At 57.3% G+C, this 20,006-nt stretch carries 22 protein-coding genes; 8 read left to right on the plus strand and 14 right to left on the minus strand.

Annotation, left to right across the window (positions count from 1 at the left end; translation table 11 throughout):
* Window positions 1-143: 143 nt before the first annotated feature.
* The 3 genes from ACR0AM_RS01775 to ACR0AM_RS01785 form a co-directional block, all read right to left on the minus strand.
* Window positions 144-353 carry a DUF1059 domain-containing protein gene (locus ACR0AM_RS01775; RefSeq protein ID WP_480621960.1) on the minus strand — a complete coding sequence of 70 codons (210 nt, stop codon included), beginning with the start codon at window positions 351-353 and terminating at the stop codon, window positions 144-146.
* Between the two features lie 148 nt (window positions 354-501).
* Complete coding sequence (locus ACR0AM_RS01780) at window positions 502-1,872, minus strand: DNA-packaging protein (protein WP_480504733.1); 1,371 nt, start codon at window positions 1,870-1,872, stop codon at window positions 502-504.
* Window positions 1,781-2,125, minus strand: a complete 345-nt coding sequence (locus tag ACR0AM_RS01785; protein WP_480473381.1) for a hypothetical protein — start codon at window positions 2,123-2,125, stop codon at window positions 1,781-1,783. The genes ACR0AM_RS01780 and ACR0AM_RS01785 overlap by 92 nt, the downstream gene beginning before the upstream one ends.
* 701 nt (window positions 2,126-2,826) lie before the next feature.
* On the opposite strand from ACR0AM_RS01785, the gene ACR0AM_RS01790 reads away from it, so the two are divergent.
* Window positions 2,827-4,092 (plus strand): DEAD/DEAH box helicase, encoded by a 1,266-nt coding sequence (locus ACR0AM_RS01790; protein ID WP_480622078.1) that lies wholly within the window; start codon window positions 2,827-2,829, stop codon window positions 4,090-4,092.
* A 90-nt stretch (window positions 4,093-4,182) separates the two neighbouring features.
* On the opposite strand, the gene mltG is transcribed toward ACR0AM_RS01790, so the two are convergent.
* The 7 genes from mltG to fabD all read right to left on the minus strand — a co-directional run bounded on the left by mltG (window position 4,183) and on the right by fabD (window position 10,490).
* Complete coding sequence (mltG, locus tag ACR0AM_RS01795) at window positions 4,183-5,340, minus strand: endolytic transglycosylase MltG (protein ID WP_480621961.1); 1,158 nt, start codon at window positions 5,338-5,340, stop codon at window positions 4,183-4,185.
* Window positions 5,341-6,606, minus strand: coding sequence for a beta-ketoacyl-ACP synthase II (gene fabF, locus ACR0AM_RS01800; RefSeq protein ID WP_480621962.1), 1,266 nt, complete (start codon window positions 6,604-6,606; stop codon window positions 5,341-5,343).
* Between the two features lie 179 nt (window positions 6,607-6,785).
* Window positions 6,786-7,529, minus strand: coding sequence for a 1-(5-phosphoribosyl)-5-[(5-phosphoribosylamino)methylideneamino]imidazole-4-carboxamide isomerase (locus tag ACR0AM_RS01805; protein ID WP_480621963.1), 744 nt, complete (start codon window positions 7,527-7,529; stop codon window positions 6,786-6,788).
* Between the two features lie 123 nt (window positions 7,530-7,652).
* The gene (locus tag ACR0AM_RS01810; RefSeq protein WP_480473385.1) at window positions 7,653-8,192 is read right to left on the minus strand and encodes a GNAT family N-acetyltransferase; all 540 of its coding nucleotides are present in this window, start codon (window positions 8,190-8,192) and stop codon (window positions 7,653-7,655) included.
* A gap of 138 nt (window positions 8,193-8,330) precedes the next feature.
* Window positions 8,331-8,564, minus strand: a complete 234-nt coding sequence (locus ACR0AM_RS01815; RefSeq protein ID WP_050602116.1) for an acyl carrier protein — start codon at window positions 8,562-8,564, stop codon at window positions 8,331-8,333.
* Window positions 8,565-8,771: 207 nt separating this feature from the next.
* Window positions 8,772-9,509 carry a 3-oxoacyl-[acyl-carrier-protein] reductase gene (gene fabG, locus ACR0AM_RS01820; RefSeq protein ID WP_480621964.1) on the minus strand — a complete coding sequence of 246 codons (738 nt, stop codon included), beginning with the start codon at window positions 9,507-9,509 and terminating at the stop codon, window positions 8,772-8,774.
* A gap of 42 nt (window positions 9,510-9,551) precedes the next feature.
* Window positions 9,552-10,490 (minus strand): ACP S-malonyltransferase, encoded by a 939-nt coding sequence (fabD, locus tag ACR0AM_RS01825; RefSeq protein WP_480473387.1) that lies wholly within the window; start codon window positions 10,488-10,490, stop codon window positions 9,552-9,554.
* 174 nt (window positions 10,491-10,664) lie between these two features.
* Here fabD and ACR0AM_RS01830 point away from each other — a divergent pair, with 174 nt between their 5' ends.
* On the plus strand, window positions 10,665-11,888 hold the full coding sequence (locus tag ACR0AM_RS01830) for a cytochrome b/b6 domain-containing protein (protein ID WP_480621965.1): 1,224 nt from the start codon (window positions 10,665-10,667) through the stop codon (window positions 11,886-11,888).
* A gap of 55 nt (window positions 11,889-11,943) precedes the next feature.
* Here ACR0AM_RS01830 and ACR0AM_RS01835 read toward each other — a convergent pair whose 3' ends face one another.
* Window positions 11,944-12,516, minus strand: a complete 573-nt coding sequence (locus ACR0AM_RS01835; protein ID WP_480517476.1) for a YceI family protein — start codon at window positions 12,514-12,516, stop codon at window positions 11,944-11,946.
* A gap of 125 nt (window positions 12,517-12,641) precedes the next feature.
* Window positions 12,642-13,088, minus strand: coding sequence for a hypothetical protein (locus ACR0AM_RS01840; RefSeq protein ID WP_480473389.1), 447 nt, complete (start codon window positions 13,086-13,088; stop codon window positions 12,642-12,644).
* Window positions 13,089-13,441: 353 nt separating this feature from the next.
* On the opposite strand from ACR0AM_RS01840, the gene rpsF reads away from it, so the two are divergent.
* The 6 genes from rpsF to ACR0AM_RS01870 all read left to right on the plus strand — a co-directional run bounded on the left by rpsF (window position 13,442) and on the right by ACR0AM_RS01870 (window position 17,232).
* The gene (gene rpsF / locus ACR0AM_RS01845; RefSeq protein ID WP_209503558.1) at window positions 13,442-13,795 is read left to right on the plus strand and encodes a 30S ribosomal protein S6; all 354 of its coding nucleotides are present in this window, start codon (window positions 13,442-13,444) and stop codon (window positions 13,793-13,795) included.
* A gap of 28 nt (window positions 13,796-13,823) precedes the next feature.
* Window positions 13,824-14,051 carry a 30S ribosomal protein S18 gene (gene rpsR / locus ACR0AM_RS01850; RefSeq protein WP_005608650.1) on the plus strand — a complete coding sequence of 76 codons (228 nt, stop codon included), beginning with the start codon at window positions 13,824-13,826 and terminating at the stop codon, window positions 14,049-14,051.
* 12 nt (window positions 14,052-14,063) lie between these two features.
* Window positions 14,064-14,681, plus strand: a complete 618-nt coding sequence (rplI, locus tag ACR0AM_RS01855; protein WP_480517478.1) for a 50S ribosomal protein L9 — start codon at window positions 14,064-14,066, stop codon at window positions 14,679-14,681.
* 166 nt (window positions 14,682-14,847) lie between these two features.
* Window positions 14,848-15,333, plus strand: a complete 486-nt coding sequence (locus tag ACR0AM_RS01860) for a transglycosylase SLT domain-containing protein (protein ID WP_480517480.1) — start codon at window positions 14,848-14,850, stop codon at window positions 15,331-15,333.
* Window positions 15,334-15,568: 235 nt separating this feature from the next.
* Window positions 15,569-16,270, plus strand: coding sequence for an autoinducer binding domain-containing protein (locus tag ACR0AM_RS01865; protein ID WP_480473391.1), 702 nt, complete (start codon window positions 15,569-15,571; stop codon window positions 16,268-16,270).
* A 107-nt stretch (window positions 16,271-16,377) separates the two neighbouring features.
* The gene (locus ACR0AM_RS01870) at window positions 16,378-17,232 is read left to right on the plus strand and encodes an acyl-homoserine-lactone synthase (protein WP_480517482.1); all 855 of its coding nucleotides are present in this window, start codon (window positions 16,378-16,380) and stop codon (window positions 17,230-17,232) included.
* A 100-nt stretch (window positions 17,233-17,332) separates the two neighbouring features.
* Here ACR0AM_RS01870 and tig read toward each other — a convergent pair whose 3' ends face one another.
* Window positions 17,333-18,664 carry a trigger factor gene (gene tig / locus ACR0AM_RS01875; RefSeq protein ID WP_480621966.1) on the minus strand — a complete coding sequence of 444 codons (1,332 nt, stop codon included), beginning with the start codon at window positions 18,662-18,664 and terminating at the stop codon, window positions 17,333-17,335.
* A gap of 173 nt (window positions 18,665-18,837) precedes the next feature.
* Complete coding sequence (locus ACR0AM_RS01880) at window positions 18,838-19,962, minus strand: porin (RefSeq protein WP_480492966.1); 1,125 nt, start codon at window positions 19,960-19,962, stop codon at window positions 18,838-18,840.
* Window positions 19,963-20,006 lie beyond the last annotated feature (44 nt).

Here is a 20,006-nt window from a genome sequence, read left to right on the forward strand (position 1 = left end):
TGACGGAAAGAAGTTTAGGGCTTGGGAATGGGGCGTACGGGGGGTGCGCAACGGCTTAGCTCTTTAACCGATTGCACCGGAACCGCCGCTTAATAACAGTATTTGCGATGAACGAAGTTGCAGCTACACGGGCTGCCGTTAAATCAACTCTGAAAGACACTGACTGGCTTGATCAAAGTTGCCAAATAGTCCCGAGTTGCGCCATCCCAATCGTCTGGATTTTCATCGTGCGCAATCTGCGCGTGAAGTTCCATGAGCTTCCAAACTTCTTCCTTGGATTCCGCCACCATGCTCGCTGGACAAGCTTCCATTCCCTCACAATCTATACAGGCATACGAATAAGCGTCTGACATCTATCCTCTCCCCCAAGTCCAAACTGAAGTATAACCGATGTGCGCAGATTCACCGAATCCGATTGCGAGAAAAGCTGTTGTCTCAGCGGTGAGATTACCTTTTGCCTCCCCCAAAAGAGGAAATTTGTATGATCGTTTGAACAACCTCTCACAACGCCCGCACCCTCGGCCTTCTAAACACCCCCGCAGGCCCCACAACTAACTCATGCAGCGCCCAGACCAGCGCGTCGACCCGGTCGGGCGAGCCCTGCCCTTCAAACCCGCGCGCGGTCATCTGGCACATCTGCTCCTCCAGCGCGTCCAGCCCGGCCACATGGGCCACCCGCCCCTGCTCGTACAAAGCCGCGACCGGCTCGGCTCGCGCCACCTTGCCGCGGGAGGCCCGCACCGCACGATAAGGGACCAGAGGATCCACTTGTCGCACGACCTCTTCCACCAGTTGCCCGCCCTGATTGACCTCGGCCACCAGCCGTTCGGCCCCGAACTCATCCATCGCGTCAATCGCCGCCTGCGCCCAGCCTGCCGGGCCAACGCCCTGCACCGTCCGGTCAGCCAGCACATAGGCGCGCCACGCCTCGGGCGGGCCTTGCACTTGCGCGCCAACCACCACGATCCCGCAGGCATCCGCGCCTGACCCGGACGTCACCGCCGGATCCAGCGCCACCACGATGCGATCCAATTCGGGCACCTTTGCGCACCGCGCCGCCTCAAGCATCGAACCCGTCCACAGCGCGCCTTCCGCATCCGACAGCAGCACTCCGTCCAGCTCCTGCCGCCCCAGCCGTGTACCCGCATAGCGCGCGCGCACTTCTTCCAGAAACGACGCCGCCAGATTGGCCCGGTTCGCCTCGGTTGGCGCATGGGTCTGCACGGTGGAGGGCGACGCCAGCAAATCCTTCAAAACCTTCACATTGCGCGGTGTCGTGGTCACGCAGACCCGGGGCCTCTCGCCCAAACGCAGCGCAAATTGCAGCATGTCCCAGGTCTCGCCCGCTTTCTTCCACTTGGCCAGCTCATCCACCCAGGCCGCATCAAACTGCGGCCCGCGTAGCCCTTCGGGATCATGCGCTGAAAACGCCTGCGCCTCGGCCCCGTTGGGCCAGATCAGCTTGCGTTCGGATGCCTTCCACGTGGGCCGACGATCCGGGGGCGAGCATTGCAATATCCCGCTGTCGCCAAAGATCATCACGTCGCGCACCTGATCGAATGTTTCACCCACCAGCGCCACGCGGCACGCCTCGCCCTTGTCCAGCGGTTTCGGCCCCTCGACCATCGACCTTACCCACTCGGCCCCGGCGCGCGTCTTGCCCGCACCGCGCCCGCCCATGATCACCCAGGACCGCCAGTCGCCCTCGGGCGGCAATTGATGCGGCAGCGCCCAGAATTCAAACAGGAAAGGGAGGGCACACAGCCCCCCCTCCCCGATCTCACTCAGAAATCTCTCCCGCACCGCAGCATTGGCGGAGGCGAGCCAGCCTGCACCCGATCTCAAATCGGGCCCGCTCAAGGTCGAGCGCATAGCCCCCTTGGGCAATTCCGGCTTGTCTGTAATGTTGTTCGACAAAGCTTGTCTCCACTTTCTGGCAACTTCGGATCAGCCCCTCCAGCTGACCGAGTTGCTTGGCTGAACCAGCAAGATCTGCATCCTCCCCGGCACCGATCTGTTTGCGCAGGTCTTCTGCCGCTTGCCGCAGATCGCGAATGGACCTTTCCAGGGACTGCAACAGTTCAGCCGTCTGGGAAATCCGCTCTTCCGGGGTAATCAAAGTCATGTTTGCCTGTGACCTCATGCGTGAGTGTTCTCCGCACGAGAGAAACGAAAAAACGGCCACCGGGTCGCCCCGAGGCCGTTCGCCCACTTCTTCTAGCATGACACATCCAATACGGGATAAAGCGCGTAAAGTCAAGGGTTTACGCAACAGGCGCGCAACAGGGATCGTACTGTGTGGGTTAACGGACAGTGAATTTCCGGCTGTGGTAACCCTCGGCCAAAACGCCGCCCCGCCCTTTAGCCTTCCAAGCCCTGACCGCCTAACCGACCAAAGGGATTAACACAGGGTTACCCCTGAGCCACTTTCAGCGTGTACAAATTGCACACTCCCCACCTGGACGCGTGTACAAACCTGACATTTTCCGAAATCGCGCTCAAAATCGCCCGCATCACCCGATTTCGGCGCGTCAAGGTCCTGCGCGCAACCTGTCCGCGGCAAAACCAGTCCTTGACATTCCCCCCCGAAACCCTCATGTGCCCTTAATCACGGCGCCACCGCGTGAGCATCGTCGGGCTTCAGGCCCCACAGCGCCAGCACATTACTCCCGGTTCCCCTTCACGCAGGGTTCTTTACGCGATGGCCGGATGGCGCTGGATTCGCTCGCGCATCCCGAGGTCTCGCACAACCCTGCCGGTCACATAAACGTGGCCAGTCACCACCTGCTCGTGGGGTTTAACCTGCGGGCCGTAAAGGATAATTTTTTGTTCGACTTCGATATGCTCGGCCTCGCGCCGACGCTGAACGACGCGTTGAAACGCGCCAATTTCACTCAACCCACCCCGATTCAGAACCAGGCCATTCCGCTGGCCCTGAACGGGCATGACATCCTCGGGCTGGCCCAAACCGGCACTGGCAAAACACTGGCCTTTGGCCTGCCCCTGATCGACCACCTGCTGGCGCAGCCCGGCAAGCCCGATCCCAAAACAGCCAAATCACTGATCCTCGCCCCCACCCGCGAGCTGGTGAACCAGATCGCCGACAGTTTGCGCACCCTCACCAAAGGAACAAAGCTGCGGGTCGCTACAGTTGTTGGTGGCCAGTCGATCAACAAACAAGTGATGTTCCTCGCACGCGGCACCGATATTCTGGTCGCCACCCCGGGCCGCCTGATTGACCTGATGGAACGGGGCGCTGTTGACCTTGGTTCGGTGCGCCATCTGGTATTGGACGAAGCAGATCAGATGCTTGACCTGGGCTTTATTCACGCTCTGCGTCGCATCGCGCCTGCACTGGGCACGCCCCGCCAGACCATGCTGTTCTCGGCCACAATGCCGAAACAGATGGAGGAGCTCAGCCGTGCCTATCTGAACAATCCGCAGCGGGTGCAGGTTTCGCCCCCGGGCAAGGCCGCTGACAAGATCACCCAGTCCCTTCACTTTGTTTCGAAACTCGGAAAACCGTCTAAGTTGCGCGAAATCCTGTCGCAGGACGCGGATGCGCTGACACTGGTCTTCACCCGCACAAAACACGGCGCTGAACGGCTGATGAAAGGGCTGGTGGACGACGGCTTTAACGCGGCGTCCATTCACGGGAACAAAAGCCAGGGCCAGCGTGACCGGGCCATCAATGCCTTCCGCGCTGGTGAGGTGAACATACTGGTGGCCACCGACGTTGCCGCGCGTGGCATCGACATCCCCGGCGTCGCCTATGTCATCAACTTCGACCTACCCGACGTACCCGACAATTACGTCCACCGTATCGGGCGCACCGCCCGTGCCGGGCGCGAAGGGGAAGCGATCGCGTTCTGTGCACCGGAAGAAGTCGACCTGTTGCGTCAGATCCAGAAGCTGATGAAAATTGAAATCCCTGTCACAAGCGGCACCATGCCGGAAGGGGTCGAGGTTCAGCAACCTGCACGTCGTCAAAACAACCGCCGTCGCGGGTTCAAGCCCAAGCCGGCCAACGGCGATGGGAAACCTTCCAGCTCCAGACGGCGCCGTCCCAACAAAAGACGCTCAGCCGCCTAAGGACTGAAGAGCCTGCAAAAGAAAACGCCGACGCCATTTCTTATACCGGCGTCGGCGTATTTTGTTAACAAAACCAGCAATCCGCCCGGCTTAATTCCCCGAGCTCTGCTGTTCTTCAATTTCGCGCCATTTGGCAACGTTGCGATTGTGCTCCTGCAGGGTTTCTGCAAACGCATGCCCGCCCGAGCCGTCAGCGACGAAGAACACATAGTTGGTGTCATCCGGCGCAACCGCTGCTTCCAGGCTCGCCAGACCTGGATTTGCAATCGGCGTCGGAGGCAGCCCGTCGATCTGATAGGTGTTCCACGGTGTTGGACGGTTCAATTCGCTGCGCCGCAACCCGCGACCCAATGTGCCCTGCCCCTTTGTCACGCCATAGATGACGGTCGGATCGGTTTGCAACCGCATCCCTTGTTTCAGGCGGTTCACGAACACACTGGCGACCTGGCCGCGTTCCTCCGGAACACCGGTTTCCTTTTCGATGATAGACGCAAGGATCAGCATCTCTTCAGGAGTGTCCAGCGGCAACCCGCCTTGGCGGCTTTCCCAAACCGCGTTGATCCGCAGTTGTTGCTTGTCCTGCATGGCTTGCAAAATCGCATTGCGATCTTGTCCGGCCACAACATCGTAACTGTCCGGGGCCAACATGCCCTCAGCCGGAATCTCGGTCACCTCACCCGACAGCGCTTCGAATGATTTCAGAGCTTCAACCACCTGCCACGAGGTCACACCTTCGGCAAGCGACAAGCGATACCGCGTATCAGCCTCGTTGCGTTTCTCGGTATAGGCTTCAGGCGTTTCTTCCTCTGCCGTATCAAATGAAGCAATCTCGACAAAATCCAAAGTTGCCGGATCCAGTTCACGCACGCGGGTTTGGGTGCGTGTCACACCGATACGGTATTCGATTTCCGACCCGCAAGTGCTGGCGCCGCTGCTGGTGATTTCTTCGATGATCTGCGCCATCGACGCACCTTCGCGCACCAGAAAGCTGCCCGCTTTCAACCGCTGCGCCTGATCGGTATAGTCAGCGGCCATTCGAAACAGAATTGAACTTCGAATGGCACCCTGATCTTCCAGATCGCGACTGACACGTGTCATGTTCGAACCGCTTTTGACCTGAAGGCAAATCGCGGTCTCAAGCGGGCCTTCGGCCTTGTACTGCGACTGTCCCCACAGGATCAGACCGCCCACCAGAAACAGGCCGACCACCAGGATGGTCAGCGCATTCGAAGCGATGGCCCGCCACATTTAATTGACCTTTCCGAAGATCACGCTGGCATTGGTTCCACCAAACCCGAACGAGTTCGACAGCGCCACATTGATTTCACGCTCGCGCTTGGCGTTGGGGGCAAGATCAATCAGAGTTTCAACAGCCGGGTTATCCAGGTTGATTGTTGGCGGTGCGACCTGATCGCGGATTGCCAGGATTGAGAATATCGCCTCAATCGCACCCGCAGCACCCAGCAAGTGACCGGTTGCCGACTTGGTCGAACTCATCGTCGCATTCCCGGCATGCTCGCCCAACAGGCGCTCGACAGCGCCCAGTTCGATCGTGTCCGCCATGGTCGAGGTGCCATGTGCGTTGATGTAATCTAGGTCTTTCGGCTCCAGCCCGGCGCTGCGCAACGCCGCTCTCATGGAACGTTCGGCCCCGTCGCCATCCTCGGACGGGGCGGTGATGTGATAGGCGTCGCCCGACATACCATAGCCCAGAACCTCGGCGTAGATCTTGGCTCCGCGCGCTTTGGCGTGTTCGTAATCTTCCAGAACCACGATGCCGGCGCCCTCGCCCATCACGAAACCGTCACGGTCCACGTCATAGGGTCGGCTGGCAGCCTTTGGATTATCTGCGTATTTGGTCGATAGCGCCTTACATGCGTTGAACCCGGCAATACCGATCTCGCAGATGCAGCCCTCGCCGCCACCTGCCACCATGACATCTGCGTCACCCGCCCGGATGATGCGGCTGGCGTCGCCGATTGCGTGCGCACCGGTTGAACATGCGGTCACGACCGAGTGGTTCGGCCCTTTGAACCCGTGACGGATTGATACCTGACCCGAGGCCAGGTTGATCAGTGCGCCTGGAATAAAGAACGGAGATACCCGACGCGGACCCTTGTCGCGGATCAGGTTCGCGGTATTGGCAATCGATCCCAGACCACCAATGCCCGAGCCGATCAGAACACCCGTACGCAGGCGCGATTCTTCGTCTTCCGGCAGCCAGCCTGCATCCTTACAGGCCATTTCGGCGGCCGCGATGGAATACAGGATAAAGTCTTCGATCTTGCGCTGCTCTTTCAGCGGCATCCAGTCATCGGGATTGAAGGTCCCGTTGGTTCCGTCGCCGCGCGGCACCTCGCAGGCGTAGGTCGTTGCGACCCCGCTTGCCTCTGCATCGAAATGCGTGATTGGGCCTGCACCGGACTCTCCGTCCAGCAGCCGCGACCAGGTTTCCTCGACCCCGCTGGCCAAAGGAGTGACCAATCCAAGACCGGTTACAACGACTCTGCGCATGAAGTGCCTCTTGCCTGCTTCCTCTTATGAGAACCGCTCATACCCCGGCCCGGGGTGCGGGGGCAAGAGCAACGGTTCTTTCCGTCCCGGCGTCCTGTCGCCGAATGCCCAAGGAAACCAGAAATTCGGCGCTTGTCAAAACCGCCCTTTCGCGCGTTCAGCCGAAAGGGCGGAGTTGCTTACTGAAACTGCGCGACCGGCTCGTGGGCCGATTTGGCAGTTTCAAGCGCTTTGGCCAAGTCCAGTGTCTTGCGGAACAACGCACGCCCGACAATCGCGCCCGAGATATTGGGGATGTATGCCAGCCGTGAGATATCGTCTGCTGTGCGCACGACACCGCTGGCAATCACCGGAGTACGCGAATGGTTTGCCAATCGCGAGATCAGACCAAGCTTTGCCTCGACATCTTCGATGTCGCTGTCGATATCGGTTACCACGATGGCGGCAAAGGGCGTATCGCCGAATGCGTCGATAAAGGCTTCGGGCGTGAACGCACTTTGGCTGCGCCAGCCGTCAGTCATAACAAGGCCTTGCCAGACATCCACTGACAGCACGATCTGGTCAGGGTGCAGCTTGGCCAGATCCTTGATCAGGTTTGGTTCACGCGCAGCAAGCGTGCCAACCACGATGCGGCCCGCGCCCTTGTCGATCCAGCGCTCAATCTGCTCGCGCGAGCGCATGCCACCCGCCAACTGCACCGGAATCTCGGCCTTGCGAAGGATATCTTCGACCAGCTGCGCGTTGGTATCCTTACCCTCGATCGCGTCGAAATCCGTCAGGTGCATCCATTCGGCACCCGCCTCTGCCCAGCTCCGTGCGGTTTCTACCGGATTCACGTGCCAGATCATCGCTTCTTCCAGACGACCCTTGTCTAGCGAGACACACCGGCCGTTCTGCAGTTCCATCGTGGGGTAAATCCTCATGAGCTTGGTCCTCCGCTCAATCGCTCTGAAAATCCCCGGCAGCATACATCCAGAACGCCCGCCCGAAATCACCGGGATCGGCACAGCTTGGCCATTTTGCGGCATACTGTTTAAGTGGCGATTCTATGCGCGAGCTGGCGGTCCGTTGCGTCGTAACAAATGCACCGGGGTTTCATTATACACCCCTTCCCGCATCAGAACATAGCCTAGCTTCTTGGCGAGTTTCTGCGAAGACATGTTCGTCGCGTTTATCATCGCGACCAACGGTCCGGGAATCACCCGATCAAACCAGTCATGCGCAGCCTTGGCTGCCTCGTATCCCAATCCCTGCCCCTGTGCTTCGGGGACCAGCACCCACCCCGCCTCGGGGAAGCCGTCGAAATCGTCGCCCATGCATCGGTTGCTATAGAAGAATCCGGCCTGCCCGATCAGCTTGCGATTCGATTGTTGCATCACGCCCCACTGGCCAAAACCGGCCATCTGCCAATGCCCGGCATTACGCAGGAACGAATCCCACGCTTCGCCACGCGACCGAGGAGAGCCGCCGATATGCCGGACGACACAAGGGTCACGCCAAATTTCCGCAAACCGGTCGAAGTCTTCCGGGCGCATGGCGCACAGCGTCAAACGCGCGGTATTTATCATCGGAGTGGATCTTATCATGCCCTGTCCACTTTGAGTTTTGCCTCAGTAGAAACAGTGCGCAGGCCACAATAGCCACGCAAGCCCGAAATTCGGGCAGGCATAAAAAAACGGCGCCCCCGTTGCCCGGAAGCGCCGATTTTGATCAGAAAGAAACGCTTAGGACGCTTCGCTGATGAACTTGACGGCGTCGCCAAAGGTCTGGATGGTCTCGGCTGCGTCATCGGGGATCTCGATGCCGAACTCTTCTTCGAAGGCCATGACCAGCTCAACAGTGTCCAGGCTATCTGCGCCCAGATCGTCGATGAAGGACGCGTTTTCCACGACTTTATCTTCTTCAACACCCAGGTGCTCAACAACGATCTTCTTAACGCGATCTGCGACGTCGCTCATGTCTATTCCTCATTCCTTTACAGGGCGGTCCGCCCGATTCTGCCCTTGCCCGCACGGGTTGGCTTTGGTTTGCCCGTTTTGGGCGGTTTCGGTCCCGGCGAACCGGGAAATAGAAGGCCGACCTGAACGACCGGCCCCGCATAGATGCGCCGCCTATAGCATAGTCGACGCAAGAGGCAAACGCTTTCGCACTCGCCCCTGTCGCGCTCACAACATGGCCATACCACCGTTCACATGCAAGGTGCTTCCGGTAACATAGCCCGCTTCGGGGCTGGAAAGATACAGAACGGCAGCTGCAATTTCCTCGGGATCGCCCATGCGACCGGCCGGAACCTTGAGCAACAGACCCTTTTTCTGTTCCTCGGTCAGTTTCTCGGTCATTGCAGTTGTGATAAATCCAGGTGCCACGGAATTCACAGTAATTCCGCGTGTCGCAACTTCGTGGGCCAAAGCCTTGGAAAACCCGATCATACCGGCCTTGGACGCGGCATAGTTCGCCTGCCCCGGATTGCCGATTGCGGCCACCACGGACGAGATATTGACGATACGGCCCCAGCGCGCCTTCATCATGCCCCGGATCACCCCTTTGCACAGCTTCATGGTCGAGGTCATGTTCACGTCAATGACGCTTTGCCATTCTTCGTCGGACATGCGCATGAACAGGTTGTCGCGCGTGATTCCGGCGTTGTTTACAAGAATGTCCACCGATCCCATCGCCTCGGCCGCTTGCTTAGGCAACGCTTCAACGGCTTCCGGGTCATTTAAGTTGCAGGGCAGAACATGCGCGCGTTCGCCCAGTTCGTCGGCCAGAGCCTGAAGCGGTTCAACGCGTGTACCGGACAAACCAACCGTTGCACCTGCGCCATGCAACGCACGTGCGATGTCACCTCCGATACCGCCCGAAGCACCGGTGATCAGCGCATTCTTACCTGTTAAATCAAACATTCGGTTTCCCTCTTGCTGCGTCGCTTACAACGCGGATTGAGCTTACGATTCGACCTGAATGGTCTTCTGAACGTCTTCCGGTGTGCCCACGGCCTTGCCCGCGATTTCGCGATCGATCTTGCGGATCATACCGGACAGCGCCTTGCCAGCGCCGATTTCCCATGTTTCAGTCACGCCTTGAGCCGCCATATATTGCACGCTTTCCCGCCAGCGAACCGAACCGGTCACCTGCTCGACCAGCAATTGACGGATCAGATCCGGATCGCTGACAGCCTCGGCGCGAACATTGGCCACCAAAGGTACGGCTGGTGCCTTAATTTCGACGGCAGCAAGCGCTTCTGCCATTACATCTGCAGCAGGTTTCATCAGCGAACAGTGAAATGGAGCACTTACCGGCAACATAACGGCACGTTTTGCACCTTTTTCCTTGGCTATCTCGGCTGCGCGCTCGACAGCCGCTTTTGAACCCGACACGACGACCTGCGTGGGATCGTTGTCATTTGCGGCCTGACAGACCTCGCCCTGTGCGGCTTCTTCCGCCACGGCGCGTACGGCCTCCAGATCCAGCCCCAGAATGGCGGCCATGGCCCCCTCGCCCACGGGTACCGCGCTTTGCATAGCCTGACCACGGGTGCGCAGCAAACGCGCTGTATCTGCAACAGACAAGGCCCCCGCCGCGGCCAGAGCCGAGTATTCACCCAGTGAATGCCCCGCCACAAAAGCCGCCATGCTGACGGATACGCCCTCGGCTTCCAAAGCACGCATGGCTGCCATCGATGTCGCCATCAACGCGGGTTGAGCATTCTGGGTCAGTGTCAGGTCAGCAATATCACCGTCCCAAATCAGACTGCTCAACTTCTCGCCCAACGCGTCGTCCACCTCATCGAAAATGGCCTGAGCCGCCGGATAGGCCTCTGCCAGAGCTTTGCCCATACCTATGGTCTGGGCGCCTTGTCCCGGAAAAACGAACGCGAGTGTCATTGCAACCTCATGGATGGTTTCAGGTTGCGGCGGGGTGTAAACTGACTGATCGTCTGGCACAAGCATTGCCTGCTTTCTGCATTGTGGCACCTTTTGTGTGCACCCGCGCTCACTTGTGTCTGTTTCATCCGGCTTTACCTTGGGCACAACCCAGAATCCCGGAGCGTCCGACACATGCAATCGACCAATTCCTTTTCAAGCTACGGCAGCATCGCAAAGACGTTTCATTGGCTAACCGCGTTGCTGATCTTCACGGCTTTGCCCCTCGGCTGGGTCGCGGACAATCTGGCACATGCGGTATTGCACTCGGCAGCGGCCCCGACCGAGTTGGAAATTGCCCGTGCAGCGCGCGTGTTCTCATTGCATAAAACCGTAGGGGTTACCGTGTTCTTCGTGGCATTGGCCCGCATTCTTTGGGCGTTCACGCAAACCAAGCCCGGCCTTCTGAATGCTGACAACAAACCCGAAGCCTTCGCCGCTGAAACCGTTTACTGGCTGCTTTACGGTTCGCTGGTCCTTGTGCCCCTGACCGGTTGGATTCACCACGCCGCGACCGAGGGCTTTGCCCCAATCCTTTGGCCCTTCGGCCAAAATCTGCCTTTTGTACCGAAATCCACCGCCGTGGCCGAGGTTACAGGAGTTCTGCACTGGCTCTTCATGTGGGTTCTGGTTGTTTCCCTTGTCCTGCACATTGCAGGTGCGCTGAAACATCACGTCATCGACAAGGACGGTACATTGCGTCGGATGTTACCGGGTCTGTCAGATGCGCCGGAACCACCACATCAAACCCATTCACTGATTCCAGCCGTCGCCGCACTGGCGGTCTGGGGCGTCGTTGTTGCCGGTGGCTGGGCAACCGGAAGGCTTGCCCCTAACGTAGGGGAAGCCCCGGATGTCCAATTGGCTGAGGTTCAATCGGAATGGCAAGTTCAGAGCGGCACGCTGTCGATTACAATTTCGCAATTGAACAGCCCCGTGACAGGTTCGTTTTCTGACTGGACTGCCGCAATTACCTTTGACGAGCCCACAGACCCGGGCCTGGCGGGATCTGTCGATGTCACGATATCCATTGGCTCGCTTCGTCTTGGAACCGTATCCGATCAGGCCATGGGGCCGGATTTCTTCGACAACGCCCGGTTCCCCACTGCTCAGTTCAAGGCCGATCTTTATAAAACCGAAAGTGGTTATGAGGCGCGCGGCCCTCTTACTATTCGCGACAAGTCGATCGATGTCGTTTTGCCCTTCTCGCTGGATCTTCAGGGCGACACGGCCACCATGGCAGGCACAATCGAGCTTAACCGGTTGGAGTTTGATGTAGGCACATCGCAGCCTACCGAAGACTCGCTGGGCTTTACTGTCGCAGTATCCGTAGAACTCACAGCGGCACGCGGTCAGTAAGGCAAAAAACGCCGGTGATTTGATCACCGGCGTTTTTCTGTTCGTGATTCTGCGGTTACTCGGCTTTTTGTGCCTCGACCGAAATCTGGATTTGCACTTCGTCGCTGACAAACGGTGCAAACTGACCCAGGTCGAATTCGCTACGGACCAGCGTTGTTGTGGCATTGAAACCCGCCCAGGGCTGATTTGCCATCGGGTGAGTGTCAGCCTTGTTGAGCTTTGCGTCCAGAACAACTGATTTAGTTACACCGTTCATCGTCAGATCGCCAGTGATGTTCGCGGTGTTGTCACCGGTCACTTCGATTCCTGTCGATGTAAAGGTGATCAGATCCCCTTCGGCCGCGCCAAAGAAATCCTCGGTCATGAAGTGATCTTCACGGGGTTTCCAGCCGGTAAACATCTCCAATACGGGCATCGACACGCTCACGCTCGAAGCGGCGGGGTTTTCCTGATCAAACATGATCTCGCCTTCAAAGCCGGAAAACATGCCAGTCGTGGTTGAGAACCCAAGATGGTCATAGCTGAAAATGACCTGGCTGTGGCTGGGGTCCAACACGTATTTCTCGGCGCTGGCGAATGCCGTAGTCGCTGACACGGCCAATGCAGCAGCAAGAAAGGTGGATTTCATATCAATCTCCGCGGTTTTGTGATTGCAATCCGTCAGGATTGCTTGAACGCAAAATGTGCTGCCCAGGGGCAGCACACAACTATTTTTGATTCACAACTTCTGTTCGTTTTTGAACAGAATAAAACTCAGCCGAAAATTGTTACGCTCTTGCTTAGTTGACCTTTCAGCGCCCGGCTGACATCCGCCGATTCAAGTGGCAGCTTCATCAAAAGGCTGCCGTCCACGTCAAACAGATGAACTTCGTTTTCTTCGAAACGCGCCCCACCCAGCGAGTCATAGCTGCGGCGCAGGACAGTCTGAGGGCGCCCGTCTTCGTTTTTCTGCAACACCCGGACTTCGCGACGGATCGGGTCGAAATAGGCGTCAGGACGCGGGTCAAGAACCTCGATCGTCAGAAGGGCGACGCCAACGACCAGAAACAGCATGGACGCCGCCATCTTGATCGGCCAAACATCTGCGCCAACGACTGATCCGGGCATCAACCACATTGAAAACGCGGAAACGATCAGGAACGCCCCGACCATCCGCGCCAGGATCAGGCGGGCCTTCCAGTTCGGTGCAAACGTGATCATTACCGGCACTGAATTTTCAAATCGCGAGCCGGCAACGTTTTCCTGATATGCGTTTGTGTTAGTAGCGGTCATAACACGTCACCCTTTTAAGGTTACTTTCGAAATTCTGTTGATCCGGTTGATGTCCGGTATGCAAAACAACTTTGAGCCGAAAAGCGTCAGCAATTGGGCGGCCTAAAGGAATTTGGGCGGCGTCTCAAAGGCATATGTGGCAGGGCTTGCCCTTGCGGCTCAGACGTGTATACGGGGCCATCCTTCGCAGTCGTATGAATCGCGCAGCCTCTCGTGGCAGGGTCGCGAAGGAACGTTTGGCCCCGCCTATGAAATGCGCCTTGATATAAACAGGAGTGCACATGCCACTGTATGAGCATGTAATGATCGCGCGTCAGGATCTGTCCAACGCGCAGGCGGAAAGCCTCGTCGAACATTTCGGTACCGTTCTGGCTGACAACGGCGGCAAGCTGGTTGATAGCGAGTACTGGGGCGTCAAGACGATGGCCTACAAGATCAACAAAAACCGCAAGGGTCACTATGCCTTTCTGAAAACTGATGCCCCCTCGGGCGCGGTGCAGGAAATGGAGCGCCTGATGCGTCTGCATGAAGATGTCATGCGCGTTCTGACCATCAAGGTCGACGGCCACGAAGATGGTCCGTCGGTTCAGATGCAGAAGCGTGACGAACGTGGCGAACGCCGCGAGCGCCGTTGATCAACGCCTGAGAAAAGGACTCTAAACCATGGCCGCAAAACCATTTTTCCGCCGCCGCAAGGTCTGCCCATTCTCGGGTGAGAACGCGCCGAAGATCGACTACAAAGACACCCGTCTGCTGCAGCGCTACATCTCTGAGCGTGGCAAGATTGTGCCTTCGCGCATCACCGCCGTTTCGGCGAAGAAGCAGCGTGAACTGGCCCGTGCTATCAAGCGCGCCCGCTTCCTCGCCCTGCTGCCCTACGCTGTGAAGTAAGGAGAGACTGACATGCAAGTTATCCTGCTGGAACGCGTTGCGAAACTGGGTCAGATGGGCGACGTCGTTGACGTCAAGCCCGGCTACGCCCGCAACTTCCTGCTGCCCCAAGGCAAAGCCCTGAGCGCGTCCGACGCCAACATCGCGTCATTCGAAGCCCAGAAAGCGCAGCTTGAGGCCCGCAACCTGGAAACCAAGAAAGAAGCTGAAGCACTGGCTGAAAAGCTGGACGGTCAGCAGTTCATCGTGATTCGCTCGGCATCGGATGCCGGCGCTCTGTACGGTTCGGTCACCCCGCGTGACGCCGCTGACGCCGCAACCGACGCAGGTTTCACCGTCGACAAGAAACAGATTGTCCTGATCGCCCCGATCAAGGAACTGGGTCTGCACACTGTCGCAGTCAAACTGCACCCCGAGGTTGAAGTCGAAATCAAAATGAACGTGGCCCGTTCGGCAGAAGAAGCCGAACTGCAGGCTTCGGGCAAATCGATTCAGGAACTGGCTGCTGAAGAAGAAGCCGCTGCTGAATTCGAGATCGCCGAATTGTTCGACGACATCGGCTCGGCCGCTTCGGACGACGACATGGTTGCCGACGCAGCTCCGGTTGAAGAAGACGAAGCCAAAGCCTGATCCGGCTGCATGTGAGCATTCCAAAGGCCGCGCCAAAGCGCGGCCTTTTCTTTTTTCCCTATGTGTTCACAAGTCGCACCGGCAAGTTTCAGCCCATTTTCCGGGGTAAGCTTGAAGGCTTATTGTCGATCCGTATCATTGCCGCCGAAATCCAGAGGACCGAAAAATGCTTGTTTATCTGCGCCAAAGTTTCTTGGCACTGTTTCTATTTGTGTCGTTGGTTGCCTGCGGGGCAGACCAAGTCTCCAAGGCGGGTACGCCACGTTTTGACCCGCCGCTTCACCCAAATGAAACGCCCGAGCTGAGAGCTTCGATCAACAGATGGGCGGATCATTATCAGGTTCCGCGAGAGCTGGTTCACAAGCTGGCCATACGTGAAAGCACACACCGACCATGGGCCGTCAACCAGCCCTATTACGGCCTTCTACAGGTTCTGCCCGCCACTGCGCGCTCGATGGGTTACACCGGTAAAGCCGAAGGTTTGCTGGACGCAGACACCAACCTTGAGTTTGCGGGAAAGTACCTGCGCGGTGCCTGGCTGCTGTCCGACGGGGATCAACGCAGGGCGATTTTCCTGTACGCCAAAGGATACTATCCAGAGGCAAAAGCCAAGGGGATGCTGGTCGAAACCGGGTTGAGACCGGCGCCCTGACGTCCATTGGCGTCAGAAATTGGCCGGATTTGGCACTTGAAACTGAATAGTGACAAAAATGTTCTATTGGTAGTCGCAATATGCGGTATTGCACAGACAATTAAGACCTCTCCTTGTCATGTTTAGAAAAGTATGATGTTCTGACGTGGTGAGGTAAACGGGTTCCACTCTGTGTAATACGCATGCTCGACGACACCATCGGGCGGCAAGATGGGCCACAGCTGGTAGGCACCACATGGAAATTGTCGATCTGAGCACTCTGCCGGATTCTGAAGTTCGATATACCGAGTTTCTAAGGCAAATCTGTGAGAAGCATGACATGGATCATGCGGCCTACGCTGGTATGAATCCCGCGGCAGGAACAGTGGCTGGCTTTGTCACCTATGACGACGCCTGGACCGAGCACTACCAGAAACAGGGTCTGATCATGATCGACCCGACCATCCACATGGCCCGCCGCAGTATTGCGCCGGTGGATTGGAGCCGTCTTGAACGGAGTCCGGATTTTCAGCGTGTGTTCCGGGATGCTCATGATTTTGGCCTGCCCAGTCAGGGTGTTACGATCCCGGTACGTGGCCCTTACGGCGATATTGGCCTGCTGAGCGCAACCCGAAATTGCAGCAAGGAAGAGTGGCGTAAGCTCTATACAAACTTTATCGGCGATTTGCAGGCCATGGCCGTACACATCCACGACAATGTCGTGTCTTCGGATCAGCTGACCAACGCACTATATCATCCGACATTGTCCTCTCGCGAAGCGGAAATCCTGCAATGGGTCGCCGCAGGTAAGTCGCAGCAGGATATCGGCGATATTTTGTCTATTTCGCACCGAACCGTAGAAGTACACTTGCGTTCGAGCCGGGAAAAGCTTAGTGCGCTGACCACCCCTCAGGCCGTAGGGCGGGCGATAGCGATCGGGCTTATTACCCCGGGATAAACAAAAAAATCCCCAAATTTCGTCAAAATACGGGAATCCCCCAATAGAAAAATCTTTCGAGAGCGGTAACGTCAGTATTACCGAACAACCACTCGAAGGGGGAAGAAATGATCATCGTGGTAGATGGCCTGAACAGACATATGTTCAGCGAAGTTCTTGACGAAATGTTCGAGTTGAGAGCACGTGTTTTTGGCGGACGTCTTGGATGGGACGTAAAGATCGAAGACGGCAAGGAAATTGATGAATTCGATCATCTGGACCCGGCATATGTAATCGGACTCGACGACGGGGGGAATGTCGTCGCAGCCGTGCGTGCCCTACAGACCACAGGACCTCATATGTTGTCGGATGTGTTTTCGGCAATCCTTTGCGGGGAAGCACCACTTCGCAGCGCAACAATGTGGGAATCGACACGCTTCTGCGTGGACACGCAGCGCCTAACGCGTGGCAAGGAAAAGAATTCTGTCTCTTATGCTACCTGCGAGCTGATGATTGGTTCTCTGGAATATGCCAAGAACTCAGGCATTCAGGATATCATCACCGTAATCGATCCGGTCATGGACCGGGTTCTGAAACGGTCGAACTGCGCGCCATATGACTATGTCGGCGAAACGGTTCCCATGGGGAAAGTCTCGGCACTGGCCGCCCTGTTGGATTGTACCGATGAACGCATCTCGGGCCTGCGCGAATTTGCAGGCATCCATGAGAACGTCTTTATGGACGACGAAGAGGCACTGGCACTGTTTGCAGCCAAGAAGGCCGCAACCCAGAACCCGGCCAATCAGGATCACAAGCCACTGACTGATCTTGAGAAGTATTTTGTGGAACAGATGAGCGCCGCGAGGAACGAAGCTGAACGTCAGGACGTTCTGAAGCTGATCGAAGCGCTCTCGGATACGTTCACACCAGAGCAGAAGATCGCTTTGTTAGAAACCCCCCGTGCTTTTGCTCATGAGGCCTGACCCCCTCACCTCATAGATACAAAAGCCACCCATGCGGAGCCGTCTGTTTACAGGCGGCTCCGTTTTTTCCCCTCTCTGAACAAAGAGGGAAGGAAGAGGATTATTCCTCTTCCAATGCCTCAATGGCTTTTTGCAGGTCGTCCTTGCTGACTTCCTTGTCGCTGACCTGGGCCAGCTCGAACACATAGTCGACAACCTTGTCTTCGAAGATCGGCGCGCGCAGTTGCTGCTGCATCTGAGCGTTCTGCTGTACGAACTCGAAGAACTGGCGTTCCTGGCCCGGGTACTGACGGGCCTGATTCATGATCGCCTGGGTCATCTCGGCGTCGGTGACTTCCACCTCTGCCTTTTGGCCCAGTTCAGCCAGCAACAGACCCAGACGCACGCGGCGTTCGGCCAGCTTGTTGTGCTCCTCGGTGGGTTCGATCTCACCGTGGTCATGGCCGGTTACCTCGGGGTTTTCCTCGTGCCACAGCTGATGTGCAATCTGCTTGGCTTCGGCTTCAACCAGCGACGGCGGCAGGTCGAACGACACTTTCTCATCCAGCGCGTCCAGCAGGGCCCGCTTCATGACAGCGCGCGATGCACCTGCGTATTCTGCTTCCAGACGTTCCGAAATCTGAGTTTTCAGGGCGGCCAGATCCTCGGCGCCAAACTTCATCGCCAACTCATCGTTGATCTCCGCTGCAACCGGCTCTTTCACTTCCTTGATCGTGCAGGTGAAGACCGCGTCTTTTCCGGCCAGGTGTTCGGCACCATATTCTTCCGGGAAAGTCACGTTGACGTCTTTTTCTTCCTCGGCCTTCACACCGACCAGCTGGTCTTCAAAACCGGGGATGAAGCTGTTCGAGCCCAGAACCAGCGGGTAATCTTCCGCCGATCCACCTTCGAATTCTTCACCATCAACCTTGCCGACGAAATCGAACACGATCTGGTCGCCTTCCTTGGCTTTCGAACCCTTGCGGCGGGCTTTGAAGTCCTGAGCGGTTTCAGCCAGGTTGTTCAGCGCTTCCTCGACGGCGGCGTCATCCGCCTTGACGATCAGCTTGTCCAGCGCGACCGATTTCAGATCGACCTCAGGGATCGCGGGCAGCGCTTCGTAGGACATCGCGACCTCGATATCATCGCCTTCTTTCCAGTCCTCGTTGGTCATCTTGACTTCGGGCTGCAGCGCGGGGCGGTCGCCGCTGTCCTCAAAATGCTTGTTCATCGCACCGTCGATGGATTCCTGCATCGCCTCGCCCAGCAGGCGCTGGCCAAACTGCTTTTTCAGCAGCGCCATCGGCACCTTGCCTTTGCGGAAGCCTTTCATTTCGATTTCCGGCTGTGCTTCGGTCAGCTTTTCATTGACCTTGTCGTCCAGTTCGGCTGCGGTCACAACGATGTTGTAGCCGCGTTTCAGACCTTCGTTCAGCGTCTCGGTAACCTGCATTTTGGTAGTCCCCATAGGATTCGGGGCGCGCAAAACGGGCGCGCCGGGCAAATTTGACGCCTTCTATTTGCCCTGCCGCCAACGTGCAAGGGGCAAAGGCTGAATCAACCTGGTTTTGGCAAAAAAGAACGCCCCGGTTTTCGGGGCGTTCGTGTTGGGTCGCTGGAAGGCAATTAAAACTTCCAGCGCGCGCCCAGAACCCATGCTTCGTTGTTGTCAAAGGATGAACCATCATCGAAGTCGTGGTTGCGATACTTCAGGTATACATCGGTATTGATCGCTTCGACCTTCTGCACGACAGCGATACCCCATGCCTTGGTGTCGGACCCGTTGGTCTCGAAATCCGCGCCGTCATAATAGTCGATGCCGACACCTGTCTTACCCCAGGAAACCCAGTTCCCTTCGTACGAGACCTTGCCGTACCAGTAATTCGGGTCCGTCTGGCCAGCCCGGTCATCGTCACGCGTGCCGCCGGCAATCGTGAAACCCAGACCGCTGGGCAACAACACCGAGGCCGAACCGATGGTATCTTTGCGATCCCCTGAATTGTCATCCCGGTCCCGCACCGAATACGCGACAGCTGCCGCAAACTCTACTCCGCCTGCAAAGGTGTTTTCATAGAACACACCGACGTCATAGTAGTCATCATCGTCACTGCTGGACAGGATGTTCTGACCATATGCAAATGCGGCCGAGAACCCGTTAACCGTTGGTGTGTCATACCGCACACGCCCGCGACGTGAGCCGTCAAAGTTGCTGGAACTGTCACCAACCGTAATACCGCTCAACACACCGTTTGTGCCACGATAGAAAAAGCCCGAGTTTTCATCGTTTGTGAACGAATACAGCGCGGTGCCGACATAGGACAGGTCCACCTCGGCAGCACCATCTGCCACCATGCTGCCCTGACCAGCCGAGAATTTGCCGTAGCTGCCCTTCAAGGCAAAATCCACAAATCGGATATCGTCGCGAGTCCAGCCGCTGAAATTTGTACCGTTCTGGTTCCATTCAGTCGAGTTCGGCAAGCCCAACGCCGTTTCCAAGCGAAAGGTAAACTCGTTCTGGCCAAATGGCTGCATCAGGCGCAGGCCAACCCGGCTGTTCGACAGATCGTTGTCGAGGACCCGGGTCTCGGTATCTTGCCCGTCATCAACAGAAATCAAGGCTGGGTTAAACTGCCCGTACAACAGCACATAGCCGCCACTGTTATTTTCGTATTTCAGCTCTGCGGCTGCCGGAACAGCGACCGTGGCAGTCAGAAAGGCAGCAACCGATATCTTTTTGATATTTGGGGTCATTTCACTCACCATAATTGGTTCGGGGTTCAGATACTGCCCATTTG

It is taken from the genome of Ruegeria sp. AD9 (assembly GCF_056542305.1).